This window comes from Gluconacetobacter tumulicola (genome assembly GCF_014174215.1).
Classification (GTDB): Bacteria; Pseudomonadota; Alphaproteobacteria; order Acetobacterales; family Acetobacteraceae; genus Gluconacetobacter; species Gluconacetobacter tumulicola.
In genome coordinates this window covers 56,765-68,359 of the sequence record NZ_JABEQL010000020.1, presented here as the reverse complement: position 1 = coordinate 68,359, position 11,595 = coordinate 56,765, and the positions used below count along the sequence as shown (strand labels likewise).

Here is an 11,595-nt window from a genome sequence, read left to right as displayed (position 1 = left end):
CACCGCTTCGATCAGTGGCTCCCAAACCGCCCACGCTTCGTCGGTGAAAATCTGTGTCGCATTGCTTTCACTCATTCCTCATATATAGGAATAACCTACAAGATCTAACAGACCCTAAACCATTGTTCCGATCCGACGACCACCAGCACAGGTAGATAGATGGCGCACGCGGCGACCAGGAGCGCGGCCAGGCAGCGCACTGGATGGTTGACAATCAGGTCCGGCACCCTGGCCAATTTTTGGGGTAGCATCGGCCATAGCCTGATCAGGGCGCTGCACATCAGGTCAAGTGTCAGCAGGAACCAGATGAACCATGCTGGTCCACCGGGCCATCCGAATCGCGTAAAATAACCGAGCCAGTATTGCCCGAACGAGAGATCCGCCCCTGTCTGCCGGATTGACGGATAGTAGGCCAATGGCATGATCAGCGTCACACAGACGACGAACGGGAGTCCGAGCCGCCAAATGCGGTCTTTTACATAACGATATGTCCCTTTGCGCTGAAGGCTGGGCAAGACGAACAGCCCCGACACCAGAAACGTAAGGGACATAAAGTAGGTATCGTTGAAGTCCTGAAGGATATCGAACCCGATCCAGCGGTGAGGATCGATGATCGGAGCGCTGGACCAGAGGTAGTGTTTACGGTTGAAATGGCCGTATCGGCAGTATGCGAGAACGGTGTGATGCACCAGAACCAGCAAGGTCACGCAAAGCCGAAGGGCGCTTAATGCCTCATTTCTGTTCCGCATCATGTATCGCATACAAAACGACCTATGGACCGTCGTCAACCGGGCGGAGGAAACTCCTCGTTCGGCAGCAGTTGGGACAGTCTGCCACCGCTATCTCCGCTCTGGCCCATCGTTCGTCCAGCAGCGGACTTTCTGCTCCCCCGGCCAGAGGGGTCATGTTTGCGAAGGATGTAGTCACATAATACAGGTAACGGGGCATGGGGATCACCCCCACCACCTGTTGTCCGTCCCCAATTCAGAAATCCGGCATCGTAGGCGCCAACAACCCACCCATGCGCAGCGGCGCCATCCGACGAGCCAACCCGGTAGCATCATCGGTTTCCACCATCATACCCGCCACCGTCGCCACCCCTTCCGCCGGCTGCAACCGCTCGCCAGGCATGCGCCGCAGGAAGCGCGCGATGGCCGCATCCTTGCCCATGCCGATCACGCTGTCATAATCCCCGCACATGCCCGCATCGGTCTGGTACGCCGTGCCGCCGGGCAGAATGCGATGGTCGGCCGTAGGCGTATGGGTATGCGTGCCCACCACCAGCGAAGCCCGCCCATCCAGCACATGCCCCATCGCCCATTTCTCGCTCGACGCCTCGGCGTGGATATCCACCACCACCGCATGCACCGTCACCCCCAGCCGATGCCGGGCCATGATGTCCGTCACGGCGCGGAACGGATCATCCAGCGCCTCCATGAACTGCCGCCCCATGACGTTGATCACGAGCGCCTTGCGGCCATCCACCAGTTCCACCACCACACTCCCCTGTCCGGGCGTGCCGGGCGGATAATTGGCCGGGCGGATAATGCGCGGCTCGGCATCGATCTGGCCGATCAGATCCTTGCGATCCCACGCATGATTGCCGAGGGTCACGACATCGACACCCGCCGCAAACAGGTCACGGGCGATAGGCAGCGAGAGGCCAAACCCATGGCTCGCATTCTCGCCGTTCACCACCACCAGATCCAGGCGCAGATCCCGCCGCAGATTGGGCACCGCCTCCATCACCGCCTCGCGCCCCGTGCGGCCGACAATGTCGCCCAGAAACAAGATCCGCACCCGTCTTTCCTTCTTCCACGTTGGGGCCGCCATCCTTCTTTTTCTGAAGAAAAAGAAGCAAAAAGACTTTTATCCGTTCAGCGTCCTCGCAAGCCGCAAGCCCAAAGCTCCTGAACAGATCAAAAGTTTTTTGGTTCTTTTTTCCAAAAAAAGAACAGAAACCCCTCACACCCGAATCACTTCCCGCTCCGTCACGATCAACGGCAGCGGCACATCATACGGCCCCACCGGCACCGCCGGCACTTCCTGCGCCGACAGGCCGAAGCCCACCGCCGGCACGCCGGGCAGCCCGGCCAGCGTGCGGTCGTAATAGCCGCCCCCGTATCCCAGCCGGAACCCCCGCCTGTCAAAACCCAGCAGCGGCACGAACACCAGATCAGGCCGCGCCGCAGGCCCATCGGGGTGCAGCGTGCCGAAGCGGCCAGGATGCATGACCGCCTCCGGGCACCAGCGATGAAAGCGCAGAGGCTGCCCACGCGGCGGCGTTTCCGGCAGCAGCACGCCATACCCGTCCTCATGCAGCCCGGCGCACAGGCCGCGCAGATCCACCTCGCCCGGCAACGGCCACACGGCCGCGACACAGGCCCCCGGCGGCAACACGGCGCGGACATGCTCCCCCATGCGGCGGCACAGCGCAGCCGCGGCCCCCGGCGCGGGCGCAGCCGCACGCAAGGCACGCAGATGCCGGCGCAGCGCGGCCTTGGCCTCCACCAGCGCAGGCGGATCTGATGCTGGAAGATCGGATGAGGAAGGAATGTGCGGAGCCGCCATGACCGTTGGTCTTTCAGCCCTCCCGGACCTGCTCACGCAGGTGGGCGCCAGATAACATGACCAGGATCACGCCAGAGCCAGCTCCCTAAGGAAGTGCTTATCGGCCCAGGGGTTGAGTTGCCTGACAAGTCCGGCAGCCCCGCTCCCCATATTTAGGGATGTTCGAGCGCCGCCGCAATGCTCTCGGCGCGCTCGACCAGCAAGGCCAGTTGTTCGCGCCGGCGCTCGTTCTCCACACGCGCCTGCCGACCCTCGGTCAACTGGCGCGCGGTATCCGCGGGCATCTTCTCGACCGAGAGGTCATGGATCTCGTCGGCCATCAGCAAGGCCGCCAGGGCCAGGATGCGGGCCTCGCCACTCTGCCCACCAATGGCGCGGATATGCTCGATCCGGCGCTCGACCTCCAGCGCCATGGCCTGGAGATGGCGTTCCTGGCCGTCCTTGCAGCCGACGACATAGGCATAGCCGTTGATGCGGACCGTGACCTGCGCCATGGCTCAGCCCTTCTCCATGCCGTCAATATCCTCGTCCGGCCCCAGCACGTCGCGCACCCGCGCGATCAGGGCGTCGATATTGGCCGCCAGCATCTGCAGGTCCGGCCCGGGCGCCACCGCCCCGTCCCGACGATCCAGGGCAAAGGCAATACGGTTCAATGCCTGTTCCAGGCGGTCTGCGGGATCGGTCATCCCCCAGGCAACCGGGCTGTCCGGTCCTTCAGCATGCCCCACGGTCGTCATTCCCGTCATTCGGCGTCTCGGTCGCCGTCCGGACCCATGCGCCGGCAGCAATCCGCCACGCATATCCCGCACGGCCCGCTCGCCAGTCCACATGTCCGGACAGACACTCACTCTTGAACTGATCGCCCGCGCGGGGTTCAACGTCAAGCAATGATCCACCCTCCGATCCCCCCGCGCGTCTTCGTCGTCGCCTCGGCGGTCGAGGTCCGCGCAATCCTCTCCATCCTGCCCGCGCCCGAAACACCGGGCGCACCTTGCATCGCCCTGCTGTCACCGGCCGACGCCGGCTGTTTCATGGGCCCCGCCTGGTGGCGCGCCCTCCTGGCCGAAACCGGGGCCACGCTCCCGGCCTTCCTCGATTGCGGCACGGCGGCAGGCCGCGCCGCCGAGGCCCTGGGGCTGGGCCTGCGCCATATCGTACTGCACGGCACCGGCCGCCAGGCGGAGACGATCCACCATCTGGCCCACACGCTGGACGCAGCCTGCCTGCCCGGCCGCCCGCCCCATTGCGTGGTGGGTCCCGCCCCATCGCCCGAACGGCTGCGGGCCTATATCGCCGGCACGAATGGCCCACCGATCCGCCCCTGACCCCCTGTCGTTGCGGCGCGGGGCGCCGTATGATCGGCCCACGATGTATGATTGTCAGCTTTATCTCGTCACCCCCCCGGTCCTGGACCCGGTCGCGTTCGCGCCGGATCTGGCGCGCGCCCTCGATGCCGGCCCCGTCGCCGCCATGCAGTTGCGCCTGAAGGACGTATCCGACGATGCGATCCTTCGCGCGATCGACATCCTGCGCCCGGTGGCGCAGGAGCGCGACGTCGCCTTCATCCTGAACGACCGGCCCGACCTCGCCCGCCGCAGCGGCTGCGACGGCGCCCATGTGGGCGGCGAGGACACGGACGCCGCCGCCTCCCGCGCCCTGCTGGGCGACGCACTGCAACTGGGCGTCTCATGTTATGACAGCCGGGACCTGGCGATGCGCGCGGGCGAGGCCGGGGCCGATTACGTCGCCTTCGGCGCGTTCTTCCCCTCGCCCTCCAAGGAGACCGAGACCCGCGCCTCCGTGGAACTGCTGACCTGGTGGAGCGCGATGATGGAACTGCCGGTGGTGGCCATCGGCGGCATCACGCCCGAAAACTGCGCCCCCCTGGTGCGGGCGGGGGCGGATTTCCTGGCCGTGATCAGCGCCGTCTGGTCGCACCCCGAAGGCCCCGCGGCCGGCGTACGCGCCATGAACGCCGCGATCGACGCAGCCTGAGCAGAAGCCGGCCCGATCACCCGGTCCGGGCCGGTGCCCCATCATCCGAGACCGGCGGAGCCGCCCCCAGCAGCGAGCGGGTCAGATACAGCACCCCGTTGGATTGCGGCATCCCGTCGATCCAGATCGGCGCCACGCCCCCGGCCCCGTCCGACAGCACCAGCCGCCCCGTCCCCGGGTCGCGCCCCACCAGCACCGTCCCGCCGGCAACCGTCGGCAGGCTGACCCGGTTACCGGGCGCCGCGGCGACCATCTGGCGCAGGCGCGCCGCCGGATAGGCCCCGCGCACGATGCTGTAGGCCAGCGCCCGATGCAGCACCGCCGGCGCCGGCACGCCACCCGACGGGCCGGATGCACGGGCCAACTGCTCCATCGGCAGGTTGGGCACGGCGAACACGGTGAACGGCCCCGCCTGCCGCAACGGCGCCATCATCCCGGCCAGATCGAGCGCCCGCGTATAATCGGCCAGCTCGATGCTGCCGCGCAGGGTCTCGTTCAGCGGCCGGTCGCGATAGATCGGCGTGTCGGGCGCGCCATAGGCCACCTGACTGTCCGGCCGCCCCTGATCCAGCGCCGGCGTATAGCTATGTTCGACCGAAACGGCGGGAATGGCGGCCGCCCGGCTGTCGCCACGGACCAGAAACGGGTCCTGCCAGGCCGCCGGCGCACAGGCCGCGACAGGGCACGCCAGCAGGCCGGCCATCAGAACGCGCGCCGTACTCATTCCACCCCCTTTTGCGGGGCGGACCCGGCGCCGCCCCGTCATCATGCCCGCCTCAGCGGGCGGCAATCAGCATCCGTCGCCCCGCATCGTCCAGCCCGAAACCCGGCCGGCAATGACCTCGAAGGTCGTCTGGCAGGTGCTGGTATAGACGGTGCCGCCCATACCACCCCAGCCACCGCCCCAACCGGGCCCCCAACCGGGGCCGCCCCAGCCGCCGCCCCAGCCACCCCAACCGCCGCCCCAGCCGGGGCCGCCGCTCCAACCCCAGCCCCAGCCGCCGGCACCGGGCGAATAGTTGGTCTCGCTGTCGACATAGGCCAGGAACGTATGGCCCTGGGCCTCATAGGAGCGCGTGGGCACGCCGAACGTGCGGATCACATCCACCTCGCCCCGGCCGACCATCGAATTGAGCAGCTTCCGCTGCTCGGGAGAGGGTACCTCGCACGCCGTCAGGGCGAGCAGGGCAGCCAGCGGTAGGAGCGAGAGGTATTTCATGATCCGGTTACCGATCTACAGGATAGAATTTATCATGACGTTAACGTAGCATAACGGCCATGGCGTACGAATTGGGGACGAAATTACAAATATTTCAACCCGTCCATAGTTCAGCCCATCCATAAAATGTCATTTATGCGGGCCGTCCCCGCCACCAACATGACCAGCCGATCAAATCCCAGTGCAATGCCCGCGCAGGGCGGCAGATGCGCCAGCGCCGCCAGCAGGGCCTCATCCATCGGCCAGTCCAGCCCGGGTGCTGTGCCATACAGCGCCGCCCGCCGGGCCCGGTCCTCCACGAAGCGCCGACGCTGCTCCACCGGGTCGGTCAACTCCTCGAACGCGTTCGCCAACTCCATGCCGGCGGCATAAAGCTCGAAGCGCAGGGCGGTGCGCGGGTCGGCGGGGTCGCGCCGCGCCAATGCCGCCTGGCTGGCCGGCCAATGCGTCAGGAATGTCGGCCGGTCCCGGCCGATCGCGGGCTCCACCCGCTCCATCAGCAGACGAAAGAACAGATCCTCCCACGTCTCGCCGTCCCGCAGGGCACACCCCGCCGCCACGGCCAGCGCGCCGGCATCGCCCTCGGTCGGCAGCAGGTCCACCCCCGCATGACGGGCAAAGGCCTCCTGCATCGTCAGGCGCTCGAACGGTACGTCCAGCCGCAGGGGCACGGCGTCCGCCAGCCCGGCCGGGCGCGCGACGACCGGCGGCAGCACCGCGCGCATCAGGGCCTCGGTCTCGTCCATCAGCGCCGACAGCGACGCGCCGGGCCGGTACCATTCCAGCATGGTGAATTCCGGGGCATGCAGATGGCTGCCCTCCTCGTTCCGCCACACGCGCGCCAGCTGGAAGACCGGCAGCCCGGTGGCGGCGACGATCCGCTTCATGGCGAATTCGGGGCTGGTATGCAGGAACAGCGCCTCGGCCGTGCCGTCATGATGCCGCCGTTCGGTGCGGAACACCTTCAGATGCACCTCCTCGCCCGGGGTCGGCACCGCATAGGGCGTGTCGACCTCCAGATAGCCCCGCGCATCGAAGAAGGCGCGCACCCCGCGCGCCACCAGCGCCCGCCGCCGCAGCAGCGGCAGCCGGCCGGCAATGCGGTCGGGGTCCCGATCCGGCACGGAAAAAGGGGCTGAACCGCCGCGATCGGCCATGCACGACTCCTGTTGCGGGACGAAGACCGGTCGAGTAGAGCCAGCCGATGACACGATCGGTCAACCATCCCCAGGACGATTTCGCCCCGCAATCGGGCCGGACCCTGCGCGACATCCCGGCCCTGGTGGCAGCGGGACTGGTGCCCCCGGATGCCGCTCCGGCGCTGGAGGACGTAGCCCGGCAATACGCCACCGCCATCCCCCCCGCCTTCGCCGCGCTGATCGAACGGCCCGACGACCCGATCGGCCTGCAGGTCATCCCCGACGCCGCCGAACTGGCCGTGGCGGCGCACGAACGCGCGGACCCGATCGCCGACGACGCCCTGTCGCCCGTGCCCGGCATCGTCCACCGCTATGCCGACCGCGCGCTGCTCAAGCCCCTGCTGGTCTGCCCGCTCTATTGCCGCTTCTGCTTCCGGCGCGAACATGTGGGCCCCGATGGCGGCGTGCTGGACGACGCCGCCCTGGCCCGCGCGCTGGACTGGCTGCGCGACCACCCCGCGATCCGCGAGGTGATCCTGACCGGCGGCGACCCGCTGATGCTCTCGCCCCGCCGGCTGGGCGCCATCGTCCGTGCGCTGGAGGCGATGCCCCACGTCACGACCATCCGCATCCACAGCCGCGTGCCGGTGGCCGATCCCGCCCGCATCACCGACGCACTGGCCGATGCGATGCAGACCGACCGCGCCATGTGGGTGGTCATGCATGCCAACCACGCCCGCGAATTCACCCCGGCCGCCCGCGCGGCGCTGCGCCGCATCCAGGCGCGGGCCATCCCGGTGCTGGGCCAGTCGGTGCTGCTGCGCGGCGTCAATGACAGCGTCCCGGCGCTGGAGGGCCTGTTCCGCGCGATGGTCGAGGCAAGGGTGAAGCCCTACTACCTGCACCAGCTCGACCCCGCCCCCGGCACCGCGCGCTTCCACGTACCGATCGCCGAGGGCCGCCGCCTGCTGGCGGGCCTGCGCGGCCGGGTGACGGGCCTGGCCTGGCCCACCTACACGCTCGACATTCCCGGCGGCCACGGCAAGGTCCCGCTGGGGCCGGACTATCTGGAAACCGGCGACGGGGGCCCCGTGGTGCGCGATCCGGCCGGCGGGCGCCACAAACTCGACGCGGAATCCGCCCCCAACCTTGCCCTCGGCGCCCGAGAGCGTTAGAAGCCCGCCTTCCATACCCCATAGTCAGACAGGGCCCACCATGAAACAGCAGGCGAACCTGATCCGTGCCGGACAGGTCATCGAGCACGAAGGCCGTCGCTGGACCGTCCTGAAGCAGCAGATCATCACCCCCGGCAAGGGCGGCGCCTTCATCCAGGTGGAGATGCGCGACCTCAAGACCGGCAACAAGACCAACGAGCGCTGGCGCACCGCCGACACCGTCGAACGTCTGATGACCGAGGAAAAGGAATATACCTATTCCTACATGGACGGCGACAATGTCGTGCTGATGGACCCGGAGACGTTCGAGCAGACGCTGATCCCGCTGGGCCTGCTGGGCGACCAGGCGCCGTTCCTGCAGGACAACATGACGCTGGTGATCAACCTGGTCGAAGGCGACCCGGTGGGCGTGCAGCTTCCCGCCCAGGTGACGCTGGAAATCGTCGAGGCCGATCCGGTCGTGAAGGGCCAGACCGCCAGTTCGTCCTACAAGCCGGCCAAGCTGTCCAACGGCGTCAAGACCATGGTGCCGCCCTTCATCGAAGCCGGCGAACGCGTCGTCATCCGCACCGAAGACGCCAGCTACGTGGAACGCGCGAAGGGCTGAGGCCCCCGCGCTGCGTTTTTATCGTTCCACAGAACATCTTTGCGTGATGAGGTGAGTCGACCTCATCACGACCCGCTCTAGCCCAGACAGGACCGACCGCCGTGGCCATGCGACTCTCTCCCCATATGACGGTGATGCAGAACGCGGCACAGAAGGCCGCGCGGCGCCTGCTGCGCGACTTCAACGAAGTCGAGCAGCTCCAGGTCAGCATCAAGGGCCCCGGCGATTTCGTCTCGCAGGCCGATCTGCGCGCCGAAGCCGCGATCCGCGAGGAGCTGGAGCGCGCCCGCCCCGGCTACGCCTTCCTGATGGAGGAAAGCGGCGCCTCGGGCAGCGACAACTGGACCTGGCGCTGGATCGTCGATCCCCTGGACGGCACCACCAACTTCCTGCACGGCATCCCCCACTGGGCGATCTCGATCGCCCTGCAGCGCCGCCTGCCGGACGGCACGATCGAACTGGCGGCGGGGCTGGTCTACAACCCGGCGGCCAACGAGATGTTCTGGGCCGAAAAGGGCGTGGGCGCGTTCCTCAACGAACGCCGCCTCCGCGTCTCGGCCCGCCGCGACATGCACGAGGCCCTGTTCGCCACCGGCATTCCCTTCGCCAAGGTCCCGGCGCAGCGCCGCCTGTCCTTCGCCCGCACGCTGGGCGCGCTGATGCCGCAGGTGGCGGGCGTCCGCCGCTTCGGCTCGGCGGCGCTGGATCTCGCCTGGGTGGCCGCCGGCCGCTACGAAGGCTTCTGGGAACTGGGGCTGAAACCGTGGGACTGCGCCGCCGGCCTGCTGCTGGTGCGCGAAGCCGGCGGCTACGCCACCGACCCGGATGGCGCCGACCTGCACGACATGGGCGATTCGGTCAATGTGGTGGCCGGCAACGCCCAACTGCACGGAAAACTGCGCGAACTGGTGGCGGAGAGCCTGACCGCGCGGCCCTGAGCCGCGACAGCCTCTTCGCCTCCTCGCACGCCGCCCCTTCGACCCGCGGGCGATCTGGTCTAGGCTGCCCCGATCATGCCCGATATCCGCCCCGCACGCTCCCCGCGCTCCGGCCTCCGCCGCCCGCCAGCATCCCGCGCCCTGCTCGCGGCCCTCTCGGTGCTGGGCGGACTGGCATTCACTCCGGTCCACGCGCAGGTCACGACCGACGACAGCGCGCTGTCCGCCCTGCCGGGCGCCAAAACGCCGAAGCCGCGCCCGACCCACACCGCACCGACGCATCCCCCCGCCGTCACCCCTCCCGCCAAGCCGGCACCGGCTCCAGCCCACCCCGCGCCATCCCCCACCATACCCGCCGCCCCGCCGCCCCCGCCGGTCATCCGTCCCCCCGTGGTCGACGTCCCGCTCCATCCTCCCGCCCCCCCGCCGGAAATCCAGGCGAAGGCGGACGCCCAGGGCGCGGCCACCGACCTGCCCGCCGGCCTGCGGCTGACCTTCGCGGCCGGCAGCGCGGACATGAATGCGGCCATGATCGACCGGGTGAAGGGCTTCGCCGCCACCCTGCTACAGGTACCCTATGCCCGGGCCGAGATCGACGCGACGGCCTCCGGCGCGGCCGACGACGTCTCCACGCCCCGCCGCCTCTCGCTGGCGCGCGGCCTGGCGGTCCGGTCGATCCTGATCCATGCCGGCATCGCCTCGACCCGGATCTATGTCCGCGCGATCGGCGTGCCCCCTCCCGGGGCAAAAAGCCCAGATAGCGTGAATGAGACGGTTCCGGATCATGTTGACGTGACCCGGTCGGATATGGTCGCCTCGGCACCCTCGCCTTCCCCCGCCCCTTCGGAGCAGCGTCCCGCACCGTGACCCAGCCGACCACATATCTTCTGCGTATCGTCCTGTTCCTCACCGTCGTCGTGCTGGCGGCCGGCGCCCTCGGGCGCATGCTGTACACCGCCTTTTTCAACAACCCGATCCTCGATGGGCTCATCCTGGGCATCCTGGCGCTCGGCATCGTCTGGAACGTCCGGATGGTCCTGCGCCTGATCCCCGAAGTCCGCTGGGTGGAAACGCTGCGCCAACCGCGCGACGGCCTGGCCCAACCCACCCCGCCGACCCTGCTGGCACCGATGGCCTCGATGCTGGCCACCCGCAACCGCGCCGACCGGCTGGTCCTGTCCACCCCCGCGATGCAATCGATGCTCGACAGCCTGTCCTCGCGCCTCGACGAGGGGCGGGAACTGTCGCGCTACATGACCAACCTGCTGATCTTCCTGGGCCTGCTGGGCACGTTCTACGGCCTGCTGCTGACGATCTGGTCGATCGCCGACGTGATCACCAGCCTGTCGGTCGGCTCGGGCGACCTGAACGCGATGTTCGACCAGTTGAAGACCGGCCTCGCCAAGCCGCTGCACGGCATGGGCACCGCCTTCTCGGGGTCGATGTTCGGCCTGGCCAGCGCCCTGGTGCTGGGCTTCCTGGACCTGACGGCGGGACAGGCCCAGAACCGCTTCTTCAACGAGCTGGAGGAATGGCTGGCCGGCCTGACCCGCATCGGCTCGACCCTCAGCGCCGGCGACGGCACCGACGCCGGCATTCCCGTCTACGTCCAGGCCCTGCTGGAACAGACCGCCGAGAATCTGGAAAAGCTGCAGGCCCTGATCGCCCGCGGCGAGGAAGGGCGGCACCAGCAGCAGGCCCTCCTGGTCAGCCTGAACGACCGGATCGGCGTCATGACCGAGACGATGCGCGCCAGCCACGTCCTGATGCAGCGCATGGCCGAGGATTCGGGCCAGCAGCAATTGCGCGGCATCGAGGTCCAGCTGACCCGCATCCTGTCGGATATGGAACAGAGCCGCACGCAGATCGCCACCGACCTCCGCGGCGACCTGCGCCTGCTGACGCGCACCATCGCCGCGTCCGCACCCGCCGGCGCGCGCGCGCCCTGATC

Annotated in this window: 15 protein-coding genes and 1 other RNA gene; 7 read left to right on the top strand and 9 right to left on the bottom strand. The window is 68.3% G+C overall.

Features of this window, described 5'->3' with window-relative positions; translation table 11 throughout:
* Positions 1-104: 104 nt before the first annotated feature.
* From HLH29_RS14035 to HLH29_RS14010, 6 genes are all read right to left on the bottom strand, one after another.
* Positions 105-749, bottom strand: a complete 645-nt coding sequence (locus HLH29_RS14035) for an acyltransferase family protein (RefSeq protein WP_275944188.1) — start codon at positions 747-749, stop codon at positions 105-107.
* Positions 750-984: 235 nt separating this feature from the next.
* Positions 985-1,800: a YmdB family metallophosphoesterase gene (locus HLH29_RS14030; protein WP_182967869.1), complete on the bottom strand. Its 816-nt coding sequence runs from the start codon at positions 1,798-1,800 to the stop codon at positions 985-987.
* Positions 1,801-1,965: 165 nt separating this feature from the next.
* Positions 1,966-2,571, bottom strand: a complete 606-nt coding sequence (locus HLH29_RS14025; protein ID WP_182967867.1) for a 5-formyltetrahydrofolate cyclo-ligase — start codon at positions 2,569-2,571, stop codon at positions 1,966-1,968.
* Positions 2,558-2,714, bottom strand: a non-coding RNA gene (ssrS, locus tag HLH29_RS14020) — 6S RNA. The genes HLH29_RS14025 and ssrS overlap by 14 nt, the downstream gene beginning before the upstream one ends.
* Before the next feature lie 9 nt (positions 2,715-2,723).
* Positions 2,724-3,065: a cell division protein ZapA gene (locus HLH29_RS14015; RefSeq protein WP_182967864.1), complete on the bottom strand. Its 342-nt coding sequence runs from the start codon at positions 3,063-3,065 to the stop codon at positions 2,724-2,726.
* 3 nt (positions 3,066-3,068) lie between these two features.
* Positions 3,069-3,317 carry a hypothetical protein gene (locus HLH29_RS14010; RefSeq protein WP_246374258.1) on the bottom strand — a complete coding sequence of 83 codons (249 nt, stop codon included), beginning with the start codon at positions 3,315-3,317 and terminating at the stop codon, positions 3,069-3,071.
* Positions 3,318-3,458: 141 nt separating this feature from the next.
* Here HLH29_RS14010 and HLH29_RS14005 point away from each other — a divergent pair, with 141 nt between their 5' ends.
* Complete coding sequence (locus tag HLH29_RS14005) at positions 3,459-3,896, top strand: hypothetical protein (RefSeq protein ID WP_182967862.1); 438 nt, start codon at positions 3,459-3,461, stop codon at positions 3,894-3,896.
* 43 nt (positions 3,897-3,939) lie between these two features.
* Entirely contained in the window at positions 3,940-4,566 is a 627-nt protein-coding gene (gene thiE, locus HLH29_RS14000) for a thiamine phosphate synthase (RefSeq protein WP_182967860.1), read from the top strand.
* A 16-nt stretch (positions 4,567-4,582) separates the two neighbouring features.
* On the opposite strand, the gene HLH29_RS13995 is transcribed toward thiE, so the two are convergent.
* From HLH29_RS13995 to epmA, 3 genes are all read right to left on the bottom strand, one after another.
* Positions 4,583-5,290 carry a fasciclin domain-containing protein gene (locus tag HLH29_RS13995; protein WP_182967858.1) on the bottom strand — a complete coding sequence of 236 codons (708 nt, stop codon included), beginning with the start codon at positions 5,288-5,290 and terminating at the stop codon, positions 4,583-4,585.
* 66 nt (positions 5,291-5,356) lie between these two features.
* A complete protein-coding gene (locus HLH29_RS13990; RefSeq protein WP_182967856.1) occupies positions 5,357-5,785 on the bottom strand; it encodes a hypothetical protein in 429 nt (142 codons plus the stop codon).
* 110 nt (positions 5,786-5,895) lie between these two features.
* Positions 5,896-6,942 (bottom strand): EF-P lysine aminoacylase EpmA, encoded by a 1,047-nt coding sequence (epmA, locus tag HLH29_RS13985; RefSeq protein ID WP_182967854.1) that lies wholly within the window; start codon positions 6,940-6,942, stop codon positions 5,896-5,898.
* A 47-nt stretch (positions 6,943-6,989) separates the two neighbouring features.
* Here epmA and HLH29_RS13980 point away from each other — a divergent pair, with 47 nt between their 5' ends.
* From HLH29_RS13980 to HLH29_RS13960, 5 genes are all read left to right on the top strand, one after another.
* Entirely contained in the window at positions 6,990-8,099 is a 1,110-nt protein-coding gene (locus HLH29_RS13980) for a lysine-2,3-aminomutase-like protein (RefSeq protein ID WP_182967852.1), read from the top strand.
* A gap of 40 nt (positions 8,100-8,139) precedes the next feature.
* On the top strand, positions 8,140-8,706 hold the full coding sequence (gene efp, locus HLH29_RS13975; protein ID WP_182967850.1) for an elongation factor P: 567 nt from the start codon (positions 8,140-8,142) through the stop codon (positions 8,704-8,706).
* 107 nt (positions 8,707-8,813) lie between these two features.
* On the top strand, positions 8,814-9,644 hold the full coding sequence (locus HLH29_RS13970; RefSeq protein WP_182967848.1) for an inositol monophosphatase family protein: 831 nt from the start codon (positions 8,814-8,816) through the stop codon (positions 9,642-9,644).
* A 75-nt stretch (positions 9,645-9,719) separates the two neighbouring features.
* On the top strand, positions 9,720-10,511 hold the full coding sequence (locus HLH29_RS13965) for an OmpA family protein (RefSeq protein ID WP_246374257.1): 792 nt from the start codon (positions 9,720-9,722) through the stop codon (positions 10,509-10,511).
* A complete protein-coding gene (locus HLH29_RS13960; RefSeq protein ID WP_182967846.1) occupies positions 10,508-11,593 on the top strand; it encodes a flagellar motor protein MotA in 1,086 nt (361 codons plus the stop codon). Before HLH29_RS13965 ends, HLH29_RS13960 begins: the two co-directional genes overlap by 4 nt.
* Positions 11,594-11,595 lie beyond the last annotated feature (2 nt).

Bases quoted from the DNA above. Each gene is read 5' to 3' on its own strand.
- HLH29_RS14035 (WP_275944188.1), bottom strand. From the start codon at position 749: ATGCGGAACAGAAATGAGGCATTAAGCGCCCTTCGGCTTTGCGTGACC.
- HLH29_RS14025 (WP_182967867.1), bottom strand. From the start codon at position 2,571: ATGGCGGCTCCGCACATTCCTTCCTCATCCGATCTTCCAGCATCAGAT.
- HLH29_RS14015 (WP_182967864.1), bottom strand. From the start codon at position 3,065: ATGGCGCAGGTCACGGTCCGCATCAACGGCTATGCCTATGTCGTCGGC.
- HLH29_RS14010 (WP_246374258.1), bottom strand. From the start codon at position 3,317: ATGACGGGAATGACGACCGTGGGGCATGCTGAAGGACCGGACAGCCCG.
- HLH29_RS14005 (WP_182967862.1), top strand. From the start codon at position 3,459: ATGATCCACCCTCCGATCCCCCCGCGCGTCTTCGTCGTCGCCTCGGCG.
- thiE (WP_182967860.1), top strand. From the start codon at position 3,940: ATGTATGATTGTCAGCTTTATCTCGTCACCCCCCCGGTCCTGGACCCG.
- HLH29_RS13995 (WP_182967858.1), bottom strand. From the start codon at position 5,290: ATGAGTACGGCGCGCGTTCTGATGGCCGGCCTGCTGGCGTGCCCTGTC.
- HLH29_RS13990 (WP_182967856.1), bottom strand. From the start codon at position 5,785: ATGAAATACCTCTCGCTCCTACCGCTGGCTGCCCTGCTCGCCCTGACG.
- epmA (WP_182967854.1), bottom strand. From the start codon at position 6,942: ATGGCCGATCGCGGCGGTTCAGCCCCTTTTTCCGTGCCGGATCGGGAC.
- HLH29_RS13980 (WP_182967852.1), top strand. From the start codon at position 6,990: ATGACACGATCGGTCAACCATCCCCAGGACGATTTCGCCCCGCAATCG.
- efp (WP_182967850.1), top strand. From the start codon at position 8,140: ATGAAACAGCAGGCGAACCTGATCCGTGCCGGACAGGTCATCGAGCAC.
- HLH29_RS13970 (WP_182967848.1), top strand. From the start codon at position 8,814: ATGCGACTCTCTCCCCATATGACGGTGATGCAGAACGCGGCACAGAAG.
- HLH29_RS13965 (WP_246374257.1), top strand. From the start codon at position 9,720: ATGCCCGATATCCGCCCCGCACGCTCCCCGCGCTCCGGCCTCCGCCGC.